This is a genomic window from Pseudomonas sp. B35(2017), from assembly GCF_002113645.1.
Classification (GTDB): Bacteria; Pseudomonadota; Gammaproteobacteria; order Pseudomonadales; family Pseudomonadaceae; genus Aquipseudomonas; species Aquipseudomonas ekonensis.
Genome location: NZ_NEIZ01000029.1, coordinates 18,300 through 34,093 on the forward strand (window position 1 = coordinate 18,300; position 15,794 = coordinate 34,093).

Here is a 15,794-nt window from a genome sequence, read left to right on the forward strand (position 1 = left end):
CATGCGCGCCCTGAATCTGGATTTCCAGCCCCGTCCCCGTTCCGGCCCGTTGGGCTGGAGCCTGCTCGGCGGCGGCGCGCTGCTGGCGCTGGTGTGCTTCGGCGTGCAGCAGCACCTCGGCGCCCAGGCCGAACAACAGCAAGGCCATTTGCAGCACACCCAGCGCAAGCTCACCGGCGACAGCGGCGTGAAGGCCAGCCTGACCCCGGCCGAGACCCGTGAACAGGCGCAGAACCTGGCCGAGATGCGCAAGGTGTCGCAGCAGCTGCGCCGCCCGTGGGAACGCCTGTTCGCCATGCTCGAAGCCATGCCCCGGGGCGACATCGCCTTGCTCAGTCTGACCCCGGACGCACGCAAGGGCCAGGTGCGCATCAGTGCCGAGGCCCGGGACCTGCAAGCGATGCTCGATTTCCACAAGCGTCTGGAGGCCAGCGACGAGCTGTCGGACGTGTCGCTGCTGAGCCACGAAATCGTCGTGAAATCGCCGGAGCACCCGGTGCAGTTCAACCTGTCGGCGACCTGGGAGATGGGCGATGCGAATCCCTAGACTGATCGTCCACGAATACCTGCAAGGCCTCGGCGTGCCGGGCGTGGCCGGGTTGGCCCTGCTGCTGGTGGCGCTGGCCTGGGCCCTGGGCGGCCTGCTGCCGGGCTGGCACTCGCTGCAACAGTTGAGCCGCCAGACCGAGGAGGCCACCGAGTACCTGGCCAAGGTCGAGGACGGCAGCATCGCGCCGCCGGTGGTGCCGCAGCGCCAGCTCGACGACTTTCGCAACAAGTTGCCGGCCCAGCCCCAGGCCACCGTCGCCATCGACCGCATCTACGCCCTGGCGGCCCAGGAGCGCATCACCCTGGCCCGCGGCGAATACGCCCTGGGCGTCGATCCCAAGACCCATCTGGCGCGCTACCAGATCCTGCTGCCGGTGCGCGGCAGCTATCCGCAGCTGCGCCGTTTCCTGCATGCCTTGCTCGGCCAGTTGCCGGCGGTGGTGGTGGAGGACGTCGAGTTCCAGCGCAAGAAGATCGCCGACACCGACCTCACCGGCCGGATCCGTTTGACCCTTTACCTGTCGAGGTCGTGATGGACACCAAACGCATCGTCGGGTGGGTGGCGTTCTTCGGCGTGGCGGCGGCGCTGGCCTGGCTGCCGGAATACTTCGGCCCGGGCGAAGACGGCGAGTCGGCCGACCTCGCGGTGGCCACCCCGGCCAAGACCGCTGGCCGGGGCGCGCCGACCGCCGGTGGCGCGAAGGCCGACGCCGCGCCGATCAAGGACCTGGGGCCGGCCGGCGACCTGTTCGCCGCTCAGTCCTGGAAGCCTGCGCCGACCCTGGCCACGGTCACCGAGCAACCCGTCAACCCGGCCACGGCGGTGCAAGCCCCGAGCCTGCCGCCGGTGCCGTTCCAGTTCGTCGGCCGGTTGCATGACCGCAGCGACCTGCAGGTGTTCCTGCAGGACGGCGAGAAGATCTACGTCGTGCGCAACGGCGATGTGATCGACGACACCTGGAAGATCACCGGCATTTCCGACCTGGAACTGAGCCTGGTCTACCTGCCTTTGCATTTGTCGCAGACCTTGTCTGTGGGGAGTACGCAATGAACAGATCCCGTTTGCTGATGAGCCTGGGCCTGTGCGCCGGGCTGGCCGCGTGCAGCTCGGCCCAGGTGGCCAACAAGGAGGCCGCCGACCTGATCGACCAGGGCCAGTACGAGGCGGGCCTGGCCCGGATCGAGGAAGGCCTGCGGGAGAACCCCCGCGACACCGAGCTGCATCTGGCGCTCAACAGCGGCCGGGCCAAGGCCATCACCGCGCTGCTGACCTCCGGCGACACCGACCGTTCGCGGCGGGACTTCGCCTCGGCCCGCACCGCCTACAACCGGGTGCTGACCATCGAGCCGAACAACCGCCGCGCCCAGGACGCCCTGCGCCAGCTCGACTACCTGCGCAGCATGGACGAGAAACTCGAACTGGCCCGCGGCGACCTGCGCCGGGGCGACATCTACGGCGCCGACCGGCAGGTCAAGCAGATCCTCGAACTCGACCCCACCAACGAAGGCGCGCTGGAGCTGCAAGGCAACATCCGCCTGGTACAGAGCCGCAACGTCGTGCAGTACCCGCAGCTGCGCACCCGGCTCGACCGGCCGGTGACCCTGGAATTTCGCGAAGCCAACCTCAAGACCGTGTTCGAGGTGCTGTCCCAGGTCGCCGGCCTGAACTTCATCTTCGACAAGGACCTGCGCCCGGACCTCAAGGCCACGATCTTCGTGCGTGACGTGCGCATCGAAGACGCCGTGCAACTGCTGCTGCAACAGAACCAGCTGCACCAGAAAGTGGTGAACGAAAACACCTTGCTGATCTACCCGGACTCGCCGCAGAAGCTCAAGGATTACCAGGAGCTGGTGATGCGCACGTTCTACCTGACCAGCATCGACGCCAACACCGCGCTGAACATGATTAAGACCATGCTCAAGACCCGCGACGTGTTCGTCGACGAGCGCCTCAACACCCTGACCATGCGCGACACCGAAGACGCGGTGCGCATGGCCGAGAAACTCTTGCAGTCCCAGGACCAGTCCAACCCCGAAGTGGTGCTGGAGGTGGAGGTGATGGAAGTCGCCCGCCAGCGCATCCTCGACCTGGGCCTGCAATGGCCGAGCACCTTCGGCGTGGTCAACAGCGACGGCTCGCCGGTGACCCTGCTGGGCCAGCTCAAGGGCATCAACTCCGACCGCATCTCCATCGCGCCGTCGCCCCAGGCCAAGATCAACGCCCAGGACAACGACATCAACACCCTGGCCAGCCCGGTGATCCGCGTCAGCAACCGTGAGCAGGCGCGCATCCACATCGGCCAGCGGGTGCCGATCATCAGCGCCACCTCGGTGCCCTCGACCCAGGGACCGGTGATCACCGAAAGCGTCACCTACCTCGACGTCGGCCTGAAGCTTGAAGTGCAGCCCACCGTGCACCTGAACAACGAAGTGGCGATCAAGATCGCGCTGGAAGTCAGCAACGCCACGCCGCTGGAACCGACCCGCCAGGGCACGATCCCGGTGCAGGTCGACACACGCAACGCCCAGACCTCGCTGCGCCTGCACGACGGCGAGACGCAGATCCTCGCCGGGCTGGTGCGCAACGACCACGGCGCCACCGGCAACAAGATCCCGGGCCTGGGCGACATCCCCGGCCTGGGCCGGCTGTTCGGCAGCAACAAGGACACCGTCGGCAAGTCGGAACTGGTGCTCTCCATCACCCCGCGCATCGTGCGCAACCTGCCGTACCAGAGCCCGTCGGACATGGAGTTCCCCACCGGCACCGAAACCAGCATGCACATCCAGGCGCCGGACCGCTCGATGCAGGCGGCCACCCCAGCGCCTTCCGTACAGCCTCGTGCACTGGGCGGGGCGGCGGTCGCCACCACCCGCGTCACCGTCGAGAAGCCTTGATCATGAACACCGAGCGCGGTTTCACCCTGATCGAAGTCGTGGTGACGCTGGCCCTGATCGGCCTGCTGGCGGGCATGGCCGCGCCCCTGACCGAAACCTTGGTGCGTCGGGGCAAGGAGCAGGAGCTGCGCACGGCGCTGTACCAGATCCGCGACGGCATCGACGCCTACAAGCGCGCCTTCGACGCCGGCTACATCGAGAAGTCGCTCAACAGCAGCGGCTACCCGCCGAACCTCAAGGTGCTGGTGGACGGCGTGCGCGACGTGCGCAGTGCCAAGGGCGCCAAGTTCTACTTCCTGCGCCGCATCCCGCGTGACCCGCTGGTGCCGGCCAAGCGTGACGACGAAGGGGGTTGGGGCCTGCGCGCCTACAACAGTTCGGCCCAGAACCCGCGCGACGGCGAAGACGTGTTCGACGTCTACTCCAAGGCGCGGGGCAAGGGCCTCAACGGCATCGCCTACCGCGAGTGGTGAACCTCATGCGCCGGGAACAGGGCTTTACCTTGCTGGAACTGATGGTGGTGATGGCGATCATCGCGACCCTGATGACCATCGCCTTGCCGCGCTACTTCAACAGCCTGGAGGCCTCGAAGGAAACCACCCTGCGCCAGAGCCTGTCGGCCATGCGCGAGGCGCTGGACCACTACTACGGCGACACCGGGCGCTACCCCGACTCGATCGATCAGTTGGTGGAACTGCGTTACCTGCGCAACGCGCCGCTCGACCCGATCACCGAGCGCAAGGACCAATGGGTGCTGGTCGCGCCGCCGGACGGCGTGGCGGGCGGCGTGGCCGACATCAAGAGCGGAGCCACCGGGAGGGCGCGTGATGGCAGCCAGTATTCGGAGTGGTGAGCGCGCGGGGCAGGGCGGGTTCACCTACCTGGGCGTGCTGTTCCTGATCGTGCTGATGGGCATGGGCCTGGCCAGCGCCGGCGAGCTATGGTCGACGGTGTCGCGGCGCGACCGGGAGAAACAGCTGCTGTGGGTGGGCAGCCAATACGCCCAGGCGCTGCGCAGCTACTACCGCAGTTCGCCGGGGCTGGCGCAGTACCCCAAGGAGCTGGTGGACCTGTTGCAGGACGAGCGCTTTCCCGAGCCCCGGCATCACCTGCGCCGGTTGTACCCGGACCCGGTGGGCGGCGGCGAATGGGCGCTGCAGCGCGGCTTCGACGGGCGCATCACCGGGATCAACAGCCCCTCCACCGAGACGCCGCTCAAGCAGGCGGACTTCCCGGCGCAGTGGTCGGACTTCGAAGGCATGACCCGCTACTCGGACTGGCAGTTCGTCGCCGAAAAGGCCTTCCTCGACGGCACCAACGGCCCGGCCAAGAACCCGTCGGCCCTGCCGCAGGCGCTGCAGCCATGATCGGCCGGTTCTGCTGTGCGCTGATCCTCGTCCTGGCGGCGTGCTGCGCCCAGGCCGGCGAAGAAGACGAAATGATGGGCTTCATCGTCGACGACACGATCTCGCACATCGGCCATGACTTTTACTACCTGTTCAGCGAACGCCTGCGCGACACCAGCCCCATGGACTTCAACCTGGTGGTGCGCGAGCGGCCCGACGCGCGCTGGGGCAGCCTGGTGACCGTGGAATATCAGCAACGCCTGGTCTATCGGCGCTTCCTGCCGCCGAACACCGTGGAACTGAAGGACGAGGCCTACGAGGCCGCCGACTGGGTTCGACGCCAGGTTGTCCAGCGCAAGCTGGAGACCTTGTTGCAGGACACCACCGACCTCGAGAAGGACGAACTATGAACACGACAACGTTCTCACGGCGCCGCGCACCCTGGATCGCAGGATGGCTGATCGGCCTGGCCGGCTGCGCCGCCGTCCAGGCCACCGAACTGGTCTACACGCCGGTCAACCCGTCGTTCGGCGGCAACCCGCTCAACGGCACCTGGCTGCTCAACAACGCCCAGGCCCAGAACGACCACGACGATCCGGATCTCAAGCGCCGCACGACCGTGGCCGGCACCTCCGCGCTGGAGCGCTTCACCAGCCAATTGCAGTCACGGCTGCTGGGACAACTGCTGGACAACATCTCCACCGGCAACACGGGGAGCCTGTCCACCGACGCATTCATCGTCAACGTCATCGACGACTCCGGGGCACTGAGCATTGAAGTGACCGACCGAGCGACCGGTGAGGTTTCGGAAATTCAGGTTAACGGCCTCAACCCATGACGGGATGAGCGTTCCGGGGAGTGCAGGACATGAAAAAAATAATTGCGCTAGGGCTGATGTTGGCGGCATTGCAAGGGTGTGGTCTGCGCGAGCCGATGCCGGCCGAGCAGGACACCGAAACCCCGACCCTGACCCCCAGGGCCTCGACCTACTACGACCTTCTGAAAATGCCGCGGCCCAAGGGCCGCCTGATGGCGGTGGTGTACGGCTTCCGTGACCAGACCGGACAGTACAAGCCGACCCCGGCCAGCTCGTTCTCCACCAGCGTCACCCAGGGCGCGGCGAGCATGCTGATGGACGCCTTGCAGGCCAGCGGCTGGTTCGTGGTGCTGGAGCGCGAAGGGCTGCAGAACCTGCTGACCGAGCGCAAGATCATCCGCGCCTCGCAGAAGAAGCCCAACACCCCGGTCAACATCCAGGGCGAGCTGCCGCCGTTGCAGGCGGCGAACATGATGCTCGAAGGCGGGATCATCGCCTACGACACCAACGTGCGCAGCGGCGGGGAAGGGGCGCGCTACCTGGGGATCGACCTGTCCCGCGAGTACCGGGTCGACCAGGTGACCGTCAACCTGCGGGCGGTGGACGTGCGCAGCGGGCAGGTGCTGGCCAACGTGATGACCAGCAAGACCATCTACTCCGTGGGCCGCAGCGCCGGGGTGTTCAAGTTCATCGAGTTCAAGAAGCTGCTGGAGGCCGAGGTCGGCTACACCACCAACGAACCGGCGCAGCTCTGCGTGCTGTCGGCGATCGAGGCGGCGGTGGGGCACCTGCTGGCGCAGGGCATCGAACGGCGGCTGTGGCAGGTGGCGGGGGACAACTCGGCGCCTTCGCAGGACGAGACGCTGAACCGTTACCTGACGCAGAACAAGGTGGATCCTGAGGCGGAATGAGCTTGGGCTTGGCGGCTCTCGGCTCTCGGCTCTCGGCTCTCGGCTCTCGGGTCGAGCGCTCGACGGCAAGAGCCAGCCAGGCCTCTACCGAACCACCCTGTCCCCTGTGGGAGCACCTGTCTTGATCTGAGCCTGCGTTGTCCACACTGACGCCATCGCCAGCAGGCTGGCTCCCACAGGGAAAGGTGTGAACACCCCGGAACACTGTGGGAGCGGGCTTGCCCGCGATGGCGGCCCGACAGCCGACCTACCTCTACCTGACTGCACCCGATTCCTTGCGGGAACCAGCCTAACCTCTCCCTGACCACCCCAATCCCCTGTGGGAGCCAGCCTGCTGGCGATGACGGCCGAAAGCCGACCAGTCCTTGGCCGATGCACCCACAGCCGGACTGCATTTCAGTTCCAGATTGTTTAAAGGATGTTGCTGATTTACAGATCCTTCCCACAAGGTTTTCAGGTTGTCCCTCGGAAGGCCGGGCCCTAGCCTGTGTCTGTCGCTGAGTTCAGCGATCGGGATTGGAAACCCCGGGTAAAACAGAACGCAGCGGTCGCCTTTCATGACGTATGCTTGCGCACCTTTTGGGTGTGCACTCTGTTATGGCGGCTGTGCGTGGGGGGCCTTCGGGTCGTCCGGGTTTCTCTGTTTCCCGGGTTTCCAACCTGCGTACAGCTGCCACCCCTTCGTCCGGAAACCGAATGGGCCAGCTCCGACTCATCAAACAGAGTAAGACGCCATGTTCAAACCCACACCCAACCCTCCCGTAACCCCCACCACCGACCCCGCATCCCCCTACGAATCCATCGACTCCCGCAAGCTCAACGAAGCCGCGGAGCGCGCCCTCGACCACTACCTCAACCCGACCGCCCGGATCATGGCCGCTCCCAGCGATGCGGATCCCATGTACCTGCCCAACCCGGTCTACGACACCGAATCCCTGCTGGCCAACGCCAGCGAGAACCTGGGCTCGGCCTCGGAGATGCTCAACAACTTCGCCGCCACCCTGGACAACGGTCACCGCCGCACCGCGCTAGGCATTGCGCAATTGGTGATGTTGAGTGAGGTGGCGGTGGGCCAGGCGCTGGATAACGTCGAGCCTAAGACCTGAATGCGTTGACCTGACAGCAAGGTGAGCAAGATCCCCTGTGGTGAGGGAGCTCCCTCACCACAGGGGCAGGTCAAATGGTTAAAGGGTATGTCGCCGCGGATATTCCTGCCGGGCATGCAGGACGTTCAGTATCTCGATTCGGTCCGTCACCCGGTAAACGATGAGATAACTTGGATGAACAACGATTTCTCGGGTACCGGTGATCCTGCCTGGGCGATAGAGATGGGGATGATCAGGCAGTTTTGAGGCGGCCGAGCCAATGGCTCTGGTGAGCTCTATGGCTGCTCCTCTATGTCTTTCGGTGATGTACTCAAGAATTCGCACCAGTTTGGCCCGCGCTTCGGGCCTCCATTCAATCGGCTTCGAAGCCATTGCTGTTCGCCTTGATCAAGGCTTGCAACTCGGCCATTACTTCGTCATGCGGAATGTTCGGGCGCGGATCGTCGATGGACGCCTGCACCTCGGCCCTGAACCACCGGTCATAACTGGCCGCCTGCTCTTCGGGCTCAAGGTCTGAAACGACTGGGCACAGCGGGTCGATCAGGATCGGGTCGGTCATAGTGCCTCCGGGCGCAATGCCCGGCAGTCTATTCGGTAACGGGCACGCTGTCGTCGCTGACGGGACGAGTTGCATGGGGGAAACGCTCCGTGAGGTTCAGGTGGATGCCTGCCGATCCTGGACGGCGCACTTCCGAGGGGCAACCTGCAAATTCGGTCGGAAAAATCCGCATTTTTCTCGAATCCACCATTCTTCTGTAGGAGCCAGCCTGCTGGCGATGGCGGCCTGAAAGCCGACCAGCCCTTGGCTGAAGCACCCCCAGTCAGACTGCATTTCAGTTCTAGATTGTTTAAAGGATGTTGCTGATTTGCGGATCCTTCCCACAAGGTTTTCAGGTTGTCCCTCGGAAGGCCGGGCCCTAGCCTGTGTCTGTCGCTGCCAACTCAGCGACCGGGCCTGGAAGTCCGAGGAATGCAGAACGCAAAAGCGCCATTCATGACGTATGCTTGCGCACCTTCACGGTGTGCGCTCTGTCATGGCGGCTGTGCGTAGGAGACCTTCGTGTCTGCCGGGTTCTCTGCTCCCGGATTTCCAGCCTGCGTACAGCTGCCACCCCTTCGCCTGGAAATCGAATGGGCCAGCTCCATTTTTCAGCAGAGGTCTTCACCATGTTCAAACCCACACCCAACCCTCCTGTAACCCCCACCACCGACCCCGCATCCCCCTACGAATCCATTGACTCCCGCAAGCTCAACGAAGCCGCGGAACGCGCCCTCGACCACTACCTCAACCCGACCGCCCGGATCATGGCCGCCCCCAGCGATGCGGATCCCATGTACCTGCCCAACCCGGTCTACGACACCGAATCCCTGCTGGCCAACGCCAGCGAGAACCTGGGCTCGGCCTCGGAGATGCTCAACAACTTCGCCGCCACCCTGGACAACGGCCACCGCCGAACCGCGCTGGGCATCGCGCAACTGGTGATGTTGAGTGAGGTGGCGGTGGGCCAGGCGCTGGATAACGTCGAGCCTAAGACCTGAATGCGTTGACCTGACAGCAAGGTGAGCAAGATCCCCTGTGGTGAGGGAGCAAGCTTCCTCACCACAGGGGTTGAAAGCGGTGTCAGGGATATTCCTGACGCGCATGCAAGACGCTCAAGACTCGCACGTGATCCGCCACTTGATAGATGACCAGATAGTTGGGGTGCACAACGATTTCCCGTGTGCCGGCAACCCGACCTGATCGATAGAGACAAGGATGCACAGTCAGTTTGGAGGTAGCGGCTTCAATGCCCTTGAAGAGCTTCATGGCCGCTGCGTGGTGCCGGTCGCTGATGTGTTCAAGAATCTGCAGGAGTTCAGCCCGTGCTTCAGGCTGCCACTCAATCTGCATCGTGGGTTTTGCGCTTCGCTTCCATCAGGGCCTGCATTTCGGCCATCACCTGATCGTGGGCAATGCTCGGGCGAGGGTCATCGAGGGAGGCTTGGACCTTGGCCCTGAACCACCGGTCATAACTGGCCGCCTGCTCTTCGGGCTCAAGGTCTGAAACGACTGGGCACAGCGGGTCGATGAGGGTCGGGTCGGTCATAGGGCCTCCGGGCGCAATGCCCGGCAGTCTATTCGGTAACGGGCACGCTGTCGTCGCTGACGGGATGAGTTGCATAGGGGAAACGCTCCGTGAGGTTCAGGTGGATGCCTGCCGATCCTGGACGGCGCACTTCCGAGGGGCAACCTGCAAATTCGGTCGGAAAAATCCGCATCTTTTCTCAACTTCCTCATTCATCTGTAGGAACCGATCTGGAAAGAGAGGGGGGCAGTCACTCCGTGTTTTCGTTCATCGCGAGCAGGCTCGCTCCCACAGGAGTTCCGGGCATGGAAAAGCCGCGATCGCACAACGCAATCGCGGCTTTTATTACGCCCAACCCTTACTGCTGCAACACCGTCGCCTGGTTCGCCGACCCGAACTGCTGGATGTTCGCCGTCTGGGTCATCCCGCTCTGATCCACGGTGGCGATGTTGCCGGTGCCGCCTTGGGTCACGTACGCCACGTTCATCGTGTCGGCCTGTTTCACGCTGATCTGGTTGTCGCTGCCGTAGAGCTGCGCGGTGTAGGCCTGGTTGCCGGAGCCGGACTGGTCGAACTCGGCGCTGTTGCCCGAGCCGTTCGACGAGCCCTGGATCAGGTTGGTGGTGCCGCGCTGGTCGGCGATGAGGATGTTGTCGCTGCCGTTCTGGTCGAAGTACAGCTCGTTGTAGGACTCGGCCTGGCTGACGGTGGTCTTGTTGCCGGTGCCGGTCTGGTGGGTGGTCATGGTGTGGCCGACGCCGTCCTGGGTGAAGCTGGCGATGTTGCCGTTGCCGGCCTGGGTGACCGTGGCGCGCTGGTTGCTGCCGAACTGGCCGCCGTGCTGCGGGCCTTTCCAGTTGCTGGCGTAGACCTTGTTGTCGTTGCCCGCCGAGGCGGCGTTGAGCACGTGGCCGTCGCCGTTCTGGTAGGTGAAGTGGACGTTGCCGTTGCCCACTTGGTACAGCGCCAGCGTCGAGTTGACCGACTCGAACTGGTCGGCGTAGATGGCGTTCAGGTTGCCGACCTGGGTGACGGCGGCGGTGTTGTTTTCGCCGTAGCTCTGGTCCACCACGGTTTCGTTGCCGTCGCCGTACTGGTTGATGGTGGCCTGGCTCGCCAGTTGCGAGTCCTGCCAGATTTCGGTGCCGTTGAGGGTGCCGAACTGGTTGATGGTGATGGTGCCGCCGGTGCCGTTGCGCTGGTCGCCGTAGGCGTAGTTGGAATCGCCGGCCTGGTTGATGCCGATCGTGCCGCCGTTGTGGGTGACCTGCTCGGCGGTGCCGTAGTTGGCGGTGCCGTACTGGGTGATCACCGAGCTGTTGCCGCTGCCTTCATACAGCTGCTCGATGTTGGCTTCGTTGCTGTCGCCGTACTGGAAGGTCTTGCCTTCGCTGCCGTTCTGCGAGTCCTGGTAGATGAACGAGAAGTTGCCGCTGCCTTGCTGTTGCTGCAGCGCCGTGTTGGGCGAACCGAAGCCCAGGGACTGGCTGGCGTGCGCGGTGTTGAAGGTGCCGACCTGTTGTTGGGTGATGGTGCCGTTGTCTTCGTAGAGCTGTTCGGCGTAGCCGGCGTTGTAGTCGCCGACCGCGTCCTGGGTGATGGTGCTGGTGGCGTGGTCCTGCACGGCGGCGGCGTTGTTGCCCTCACCGAACTGGGTCTGGGTGGCGGTGCTGAACGGGGCCTGGGTCTGCTTCACATCGGCGATGTTGGCGGTGCCGGCCTGGCTTTGGGTGGAAAGGCTGTCGTCGGCCATGGCCTGGGCACTGATCATGACCAGGATGGCGGCGGTGAGGGGCGTCAATTTGAACATGATGAACTCTCCGATGATTGCAGTGCTTTAGCGGTATTGCTTGACCGAGACGCTCATGCCGTTGCCCGACTGGGTCACGGCGCTTTGCAGCCCCGTGCCGGCCTGCTCGATGCTGGCGTCGTTGTTGTTGCCGTTCTGCGAAATCTGCGCGCGGTTGTGGCTGCCGGCCTGGGTGATCGAGGCGGCGTTGCCGGAACCGTTCTGGGTGATCTGCGCCATCAGGTCGCTGCCCTGTTGCAGGATGTACGCCTCCTGGTTGCTGCCCGACTGCACGATCCGCCCGAGCAGCGACTGACCGTTCTGCGAGAGCAGGGCGATGTTGGCCTGGCCGTTCTGGTCGATCAGCGCTTGCTGGCCCACAGGTGGGGGCAGTTCGCCGAGGTCGGCCGAGGGGGCCAGGTCATCGTTGTCCATCAGGTCGTCGGCACGCGCGCCCGCACCGCCGCACAGGGCGAGCAGGCACAGCAGGGCGGCGGTCGGCGTGTTCATGGCGTTGTCCTGTGTCGTTCAGGCGGTCCGGGGGCTTGCCCCATCCACCCGCAGGCGGATGGGGCGAAGGCCTACAGCGTGGTCACCGACACCGTGCGCACGGTGCCCTGGGACGAGCGGATGGTGGCGGTCGGGTTGGCCGACGGCACCACGTTCGTGTTGTTGAGCGTCAGCCGCCAGCGACCGGTGACCGGCACCGTCGTCGTGCCGAGGGTGACCAGCCCGGTCGGGGTGGTGACCTGCACGGTGATGGTGTTGCCGGTGGTCACCGACGAGGTGCCGGCGAAGTCCCAGTTGAAGCGGTTGCCGGAGCGCGCCTGCACCGTCGAGGTGGTGATGGTGAAGGTCTCCGCCGCCGGCCGTGGTGACACTTGCACGGTGACCGTCGCCGCTGTCGACTGGGCGCCGAAGCTGTCCCGGGCGATGTAGGTGAAGGTCGTGGTGAAGGCCGTGGTCACGGTGGCCGGCGGGGTGTAGGTGATCACGGTGCCGTCGGTGCTCACGGTGCCGCGCCCGGCCGGTGGCTGGGTCAGGCTGGCGACGCCCAGCGGCACGTTGCCTTCCGGATCGGTGTCGTTGGCCAGCACGTTGATCGGGATCGCCACGCCCAACGTGGCGACGCTGTCGGCGACGGCGGTCGGCGGCCGGTTCGGTGCCACGCTGACGGTCACGGTGGCCGGGTTCACCGAGGCCAGGCCTTTACTGTCCTGGGCCTTGTAGGTGAAAGTCGCGGTCAGCGGCGCGTTGACCACCGCAGGCGGCGTGTAGACCACCGAGGTGGTACCGTTCAGAGCGACGGTGCCTTGGCCGGCGGCCGGTTGGGTCAGCGCGGTGATGGACAGCGGCACGTTGCCGTCCGGGTCGCTGTCGTTGGTCAGCAGGCTGAGGGTGATGGGCACGCCGAAGCTGGTGCTGCCGGTGTCGGCGACCGCCAGCGGCGCTTGGTTTTCACCGGTGTCCGGTGCGCTGCCGACCACCACGACCGGCTCGGTGTCGCTGCCGCCGGCGGCGGATTTCACCGTCACGGTGGCGGGTGGCTGGGTCAGGTCGGCCACGGTGATGCGCTGCAGGGTGCCGGTCTTCGACAGGCGGCCGTAACCCTGGGCGACCATGTCCGGCACGGCCACCTCATCGGAGGACGTGGCCTCGATCAGCAGGCTGTGGTTGGCCCAGCTGTAGCGGGCGGTCTGGATCTTCACCACGTCGGTGAGCTTGCTCGACACCGCCGTCGGCCGGGTGGTGCCGGTCGGGTTGGTGGCGGTCACGACGACCACCGACGGCAGGGTGCCGGTGCCCAGGCGCTGGCCGAAGAACAGCCCGTTGTTGTCGCCCAGCAGGTTGGTCTGGCACGGCGACGGCGGGGTGCCCGGCACCAGCGCCACGCTTTCGCGAAAGCACAGGGTGGAGCTGGCGTCGGCCTTGGCGAACACTTCGGCGCGTATGCCTGCCGAGGTGCGGCGGTAGGTGGCGCGGTCGATGGCGACGTGGGTCTGCTGACGGTTGTCCAGCACCTTGCCCGCCACGGTGAACAGGTTGGTCTGGATCGTGCCGGCCGGCCCCGTGATGCGCACGAAGTTGGTGTTGAACGGGCTGCCGGTCACCGCTTCGGTGAGGTTCGGGTCGCCGACGAAGGTCTCGATGCTGCCGGTGTCCGGGTTCACTTCGGTGTACGGGCCGTTGACGCTGCGCAGGAACGGGCCGATGGCGCCGTTGAGCGCACCGCTGAAGTCGCCCGGCGCGCCGATGCCGATGTCTTTGGTGATGTTGATCGCCCGCCGTCCCGGTGCGGTGACGTTGACCGTCTCCACGCCGTAGGGGTGGGTGATGGTGTAGGTGCCGGCGACGGGCACGTTCACCCGGATGCGGATCCGCGCGAAGCTTTGCTGATCGCCGTCGACGGGGTTTTCCGAGGCGAACGCCGCTTCGATCCCCGCCACGTAGGCGTCCATGCCGTAGCCGGCGCCGTTGTTGGCGATGTTGGTCTCGGCCAGGAACCAGAAGGCTTCCGGCGGCCAGTTGTCGGGGAACACCATGGGCTGGGTGTCGTCGAAGACGCCTGGCTCCGGCAGCAGGGTGCACATGTAGGCCGGCGGCACGCTGGCCGGCACCCGCGAGCTGGCGGCCCGGGACTGGCACAGTTCCATCGAGAGCAGGTTGTTGTCCTGGTACCACATCGGGAATTTCCCGGTGGCGAAGGTGTAGGGGCCGGGATCGACGGCGGCGAGTTGCGCGAACGCACTGCCCGACAGCGAGATTGTCAGCCCGAGCGCGTTGAGCGCGAAGCGTGGCCACTTGTTCATGATGCCTCCTGATGCGGATCTGGGCATGTGAGCGTTCATTGCACGATGACCACTTCTTCGGTATCGCTGCCGCCGTTGGACGACGTCACCCGAACCTTGGCCGGCGGAATCGGCGAGATCCCGGTGGTGAGGGATTTCACCGCGCCGTCGCCGCCCAGGGCACCGATGGCGGCGCCGCCGGCGGTGCTGGCGGTGAGCACCGGCGGCGAGGTTTCGTCGCTGGTCGAGGCCACGAGGGTCAGTTGCCCGGAGCTCAGGCTGTATTCGGCGCGCTGGATCACCACCAGGTCCGTCAGGGCCATGGGCAGGGTGGTCGGGGTGCTGCTGGCGATGGCCAGGTGGTTGTCGGCTGTCACTTGCAGGGTGGTCGGCAAGGTCGGGTTGGCCGGTGACTGCGCATACCAGCTGCCGGTGCTGTCGGCCTCCTTGAGGTTGAGCACCGGGGTGCTGCTGGTGACGGCGACGGTGGCGGGCGCGGGCGGGGCCTGGACGAAAACGTCCTGCTGGGCCACCGGGGCGCTGGCGCCGGGGGTGCGCGAGTAGGTGCTGCGCTGGGTGATCAGCGGCGTCGGGCGGACCACCGTGGACAGCTTGCCGGAAATGGCGAACGTGGTGGTGCGCAGGTCGATCCCGCCGGGCCCTTCGATGCGGATGAAGTTGGTGTTGAATGGGCTGCCGGTGACGGCCTCTTCCAGGTTCGGGTCGCCGATGAACTGCTCGGCGGCGCCGGTCACCGGGTTGGTCTCGGTGTAGGGCCCGTTGACGCTGCGCAGGAACGGGCCGACGTCGCCCTTGAGCGCGCCGTCGTAGGTCTTCGGCGAGCCGATGCCGATGTCGCGGGTCATGTTGATCGCCCGCCGGCCGGGGGTGTCGACGTTGAACACGTCCACGCCGTAGGGGTGGGTGATCACGTAGGTGCCGGCGGTGGGCACGTCGACCCGGATGCGGATGCGGGCGAAGCTGATCTGGTCGCCTTCCGCCGGATCGCCGCCGCCGAAGGCGGCCTCGATGGCCGAGACGTAGGTCAGGTCGATGCCCCGCGCGGCATCGACGATGCTCCCGTCAGCGGTGAACCAGAAGGCTTCGTCGGGGAAGTTGCTGGGGAAGGACAGGGGTTGCGCGTCGTCGAAGATGCCCGGCGCCGGCAGCAGCGAGCACATGTACGACGGCGTGCCGGGCACGCTCGGCACGCGGGAGCTGAGCGCTTTGGACAGGCACAGATCCAGGGTGCGGCCGTGGGTGTCCTGGTACCAGGCGGCGAAATTGCCGTTGGCCGGTGCGTAGGGGCCGGGGTCGACAGCGAACAGAGCGGCTTGGGCGATGCCCTGGGCCAATGCGCTCACGACCAGGACGGTCGCGGTTTTGGACAGTAAAGGGTGCATGAGTTAATCCCTCTATCGAAGTGCCTGCCCCGTGGGGTGGGTCAGTTGCAGGGGCCTCTACAACTTCCATACCAATGCACCCTCACACAGCCGCAAAGCCCCGTGCCAAGGGCCTTTGAGGGT

The 15,794-nt window shown here is 65.6% G+C and carries 20 protein-coding genes; 12 read left to right on the plus strand and 8 right to left on the minus strand.

Annotated elements, in window-relative coordinates; all coding sequences use genetic code 11:
* The first annotated feature begins 1 nt into the window (after position 1).
* The 11 genes from CAG41_RS27470 to CAG41_RS27520 all read left to right on the plus strand — a co-directional run bounded on the left by CAG41_RS27470 (position 2) and on the right by CAG41_RS27520 (position 7,624).
* Positions 2-547 carry a pilus assembly protein gene (locus tag CAG41_RS27470; protein WP_085586862.1) on the plus strand — a complete coding sequence of 182 codons (546 nt, stop codon included), beginning with the start codon at positions 2-4 and terminating at the stop codon, positions 545-547.
* Positions 534-1,082, plus strand: coding sequence for a GspMb/PilO family protein (locus CAG41_RS27475; RefSeq protein WP_085586863.1), 549 nt, complete (start codon positions 534-536; stop codon positions 1,080-1,082). Before CAG41_RS27470 ends, CAG41_RS27475 begins: the two co-directional genes overlap by 14 nt.
* On the plus strand, positions 1,082-1,600 hold the full coding sequence (locus CAG41_RS27480; RefSeq protein ID WP_085695421.1) for a hypothetical protein: 519 nt from the start codon (positions 1,082-1,084) through the stop codon (positions 1,598-1,600). The genes CAG41_RS27475 and CAG41_RS27480 overlap by 1 nt, the downstream gene beginning before the upstream one ends.
* A complete protein-coding gene (locus tag CAG41_RS27485; protein ID WP_085586865.1) occupies positions 1,597-3,444 on the plus strand; it encodes a secretin N-terminal domain-containing protein in 1,848 nt (615 codons plus the stop codon). The genes CAG41_RS27480 and CAG41_RS27485 overlap by 4 nt, the downstream gene beginning before the upstream one ends.
* Positions 3,445-3,446: 2 nt before the next feature.
* Positions 3,447-3,917: a type II secretion system protein gene (locus CAG41_RS27490; RefSeq protein WP_085586866.1), complete on the plus strand. Its 471-nt coding sequence runs from the start codon at positions 3,447-3,449 to the stop codon at positions 3,915-3,917.
* 5 nt (positions 3,918-3,922) lie between these two features.
* On the plus strand, positions 3,923-4,297 hold the full coding sequence (locus tag CAG41_RS27495; protein ID WP_085586882.1) for a type II secretion system protein: 375 nt from the start codon (positions 3,923-3,925) through the stop codon (positions 4,295-4,297).
* Entirely contained in the window at positions 4,272-4,811 is a 540-nt protein-coding gene (locus tag CAG41_RS27500) for a type II secretion system protein (protein WP_085641222.1), read from the plus strand. The genes CAG41_RS27495 and CAG41_RS27500 overlap by 26 nt, the downstream gene beginning before the upstream one ends.
* Entirely contained in the window at positions 4,808-5,200 is a 393-nt protein-coding gene (csgE, locus tag CAG41_RS27505; RefSeq protein ID WP_085707731.1) for a curli production assembly/transport protein CsgE, read from the plus strand. Before CAG41_RS27500 ends, csgE begins: the two co-directional genes overlap by 4 nt.
* Positions 5,197-5,628, plus strand: a complete 432-nt coding sequence (locus CAG41_RS27510; RefSeq protein ID WP_085586869.1) for a curli assembly protein CsgF — start codon at positions 5,197-5,199, stop codon at positions 5,626-5,628. Before csgE ends, CAG41_RS27510 begins: the two co-directional genes overlap by 4 nt.
* Before the next feature lie 29 nt (positions 5,629-5,657).
* Positions 5,658-6,518: a CsgG/HfaB family protein gene (locus CAG41_RS27515; protein ID WP_085586870.1), complete on the plus strand. Its 861-nt coding sequence runs from the start codon at positions 5,658-5,660 to the stop codon at positions 6,516-6,518.
* Between the two features lie 734 nt (positions 6,519-7,252).
* On the plus strand, positions 7,253-7,624 hold the full coding sequence (locus tag CAG41_RS27520; protein WP_085586873.1) for a DUF6124 family protein: 372 nt from the start codon (positions 7,253-7,255) through the stop codon (positions 7,622-7,624).
* Positions 7,625-7,702: 78 nt separating this feature from the next.
* Here CAG41_RS27520 and CAG41_RS27525 read toward each other — a convergent pair whose 3' ends face one another.
* Positions 7,703-7,996 carry a type II toxin-antitoxin system RelE/ParE family toxin gene (locus CAG41_RS27525; protein WP_085707732.1) on the minus strand — a complete coding sequence of 98 codons (294 nt, stop codon included), beginning with the start codon at positions 7,994-7,996 and terminating at the stop codon, positions 7,703-7,705.
* A complete protein-coding gene (locus CAG41_RS27530; RefSeq protein ID WP_085657028.1) occupies positions 7,977-8,183 on the minus strand; it encodes an antitoxin in 207 nt (68 codons plus the stop codon). The genes CAG41_RS27525 and CAG41_RS27530 overlap by 20 nt, the downstream gene beginning before the upstream one ends.
* Positions 8,184-8,791: 608 nt before the next feature.
* Between CAG41_RS27530 and CAG41_RS27535 the strand changes: the two genes are divergently transcribed.
* Positions 8,792-9,163 (plus strand): DUF6124 family protein, encoded by a 372-nt coding sequence (locus CAG41_RS27535; RefSeq protein WP_085586873.1) that lies wholly within the window; start codon positions 8,792-8,794, stop codon positions 9,161-9,163.
* An 82-nt stretch (positions 9,164-9,245) separates the two neighbouring features.
* Here CAG41_RS27535 and CAG41_RS27540 read toward each other — a convergent pair whose 3' ends face one another.
* The 6 genes from CAG41_RS27540 to CAG41_RS27565 all read right to left on the minus strand — a co-directional run bounded on the left by CAG41_RS27540 (position 9,246) and on the right by CAG41_RS27565 (position 15,671).
* Positions 9,246-9,515: a type II toxin-antitoxin system RelE/ParE family toxin gene (locus CAG41_RS27540; protein ID WP_085707733.1), complete on the minus strand. Its 270-nt coding sequence runs from the start codon at positions 9,513-9,515 to the stop codon at positions 9,246-9,248.
* Positions 9,505-9,711 carry an antitoxin gene (locus CAG41_RS27545; protein WP_085586875.1) on the minus strand — a complete coding sequence of 69 codons (207 nt, stop codon included), beginning with the start codon at positions 9,709-9,711 and terminating at the stop codon, positions 9,505-9,507. Before CAG41_RS27545 ends, CAG41_RS27540 begins: the two co-directional genes overlap by 11 nt.
* A 337-nt stretch (positions 9,712-10,048) precedes the next feature.
* The gene (locus CAG41_RS27550; protein WP_085707734.1) at positions 10,049-11,500 is read right to left on the minus strand and encodes a curlin; all 1,452 of its coding nucleotides are present in this window, start codon (positions 11,498-11,500) and stop codon (positions 10,049-10,051) included.
* A gap of 27 nt (positions 11,501-11,527) precedes the next feature.
* Positions 11,528-11,989, minus strand: a complete 462-nt coding sequence (locus CAG41_RS27555; RefSeq protein WP_085586878.1) for a curlin — start codon at positions 11,987-11,989, stop codon at positions 11,528-11,530.
* A 71-nt stretch (positions 11,990-12,060) separates the two neighbouring features.
* Positions 12,061-14,289 (minus strand): Ig-like domain-containing protein, encoded by a 2,229-nt coding sequence (locus tag CAG41_RS27560; protein WP_085707735.1) that lies wholly within the window; start codon positions 14,287-14,289, stop codon positions 12,061-12,063.
* 35 nt (positions 14,290-14,324) lie between these two features.
* Complete coding sequence (locus CAG41_RS27565; RefSeq protein WP_085707736.1) at positions 14,325-15,671, minus strand: hypothetical protein; 1,347 nt, start codon at positions 15,669-15,671, stop codon at positions 14,325-14,327.
* Positions 15,672-15,794: the final 123 nt, after the last annotated feature.

What these genes read in the sequence shown, in the direction of transcription:
- CAG41_RS27470 (WP_085586862.1), top strand. Translation starts at nt 2, where the DNA reads ATGCGCGCCCTGAATCTGGATTTCCAGCCCCGTCCCCGTTCCGGCCCG.
- CAG41_RS27475 (WP_085586863.1), top strand. Translation starts at nt 534, where the DNA reads ATGCGAATCCCTAGACTGATCGTCCACGAATACCTGCAAGGCCTCGGC.
- CAG41_RS27480 (WP_085695421.1), top strand. Translation starts at nt 1,082, where the DNA reads ATGGACACCAAACGCATCGTCGGGTGGGTGGCGTTCTTCGGCGTGGCG.
- CAG41_RS27485 (WP_085586865.1), top strand. Translation starts at nt 1,597, where the DNA reads ATGAACAGATCCCGTTTGCTGATGAGCCTGGGCCTGTGCGCCGGGCTG.
- CAG41_RS27490 (WP_085586866.1), top strand. Translation starts at nt 3,447, where the DNA reads ATGAACACCGAGCGCGGTTTCACCCTGATCGAAGTCGTGGTGACGCTG.
- CAG41_RS27495 (WP_085586882.1), top strand. Translation starts at nt 3,923, where the DNA reads ATGCGCCGGGAACAGGGCTTTACCTTGCTGGAACTGATGGTGGTGATG.
- CAG41_RS27500 (WP_085641222.1), top strand. Translation starts at nt 4,272, where the DNA reads ATGGCAGCCAGTATTCGGAGTGGTGAGCGCGCGGGGCAGGGCGGGTTC.
- csgE (WP_085707731.1), top strand. Translation starts at nt 4,808, where the DNA reads ATGATCGGCCGGTTCTGCTGTGCGCTGATCCTCGTCCTGGCGGCGTGC.
- CAG41_RS27510 (WP_085586869.1), top strand. Translation starts at nt 5,197, where the DNA reads ATGAACACGACAACGTTCTCACGGCGCCGCGCACCCTGGATCGCAGGA.
- CAG41_RS27515 (WP_085586870.1), top strand. Translation starts at nt 5,658, where the DNA reads ATGAAAAAAATAATTGCGCTAGGGCTGATGTTGGCGGCATTGCAAGGG.
- CAG41_RS27520 (WP_085586873.1), top strand. Translation starts at nt 7,253, where the DNA reads ATGTTCAAACCCACACCCAACCCTCCCGTAACCCCCACCACCGACCCC.
- CAG41_RS27525 (WP_085707732.1), bottom strand. Translation starts at nt 7,996, where the DNA reads ATGGCTTCGAAGCCGATTGAATGGAGGCCCGAAGCGCGGGCCAAACTG.
- CAG41_RS27530 (WP_085657028.1), bottom strand. Translation starts at nt 8,183, where the DNA reads ATGACCGACCCGATCCTGATCGACCCGCTGTGCCCAGTCGTTTCAGAC.
- CAG41_RS27535 (WP_085586873.1), top strand. Translation starts at nt 8,792, where the DNA reads ATGTTCAAACCCACACCCAACCCTCCTGTAACCCCCACCACCGACCCC.
- CAG41_RS27540 (WP_085707733.1), bottom strand. Translation starts at nt 9,515, where the DNA reads ATGCAGATTGAGTGGCAGCCTGAAGCACGGGCTGAACTCCTGCAGATT.
- CAG41_RS27545 (WP_085586875.1), bottom strand. Translation starts at nt 9,711, where the DNA reads ATGACCGACCCGACCCTCATCGACCCGCTGTGCCCAGTCGTTTCAGAC.
- CAG41_RS27550 (WP_085707734.1), bottom strand. Translation starts at nt 11,500, where the DNA reads ATGTTCAAATTGACGCCCCTCACCGCCGCCATCCTGGTCATGATCAGT.
- CAG41_RS27555 (WP_085586878.1), bottom strand. Translation starts at nt 11,989, where the DNA reads ATGAACACGCCGACCGCCGCCCTGCTGTGCCTGCTCGCCCTGTGCGGC.
- CAG41_RS27560 (WP_085707735.1), bottom strand. Translation starts at nt 14,289, where the DNA reads ATGAACAAGTGGCCACGCTTCGCGCTCAACGCGCTCGGGCTGACAATC.
- CAG41_RS27565 (WP_085707736.1), bottom strand. Translation starts at nt 15,671, where the DNA reads ATGCACCCTTTACTGTCCAAAACCGCGACCGTCCTGGTCGTGAGCGCA.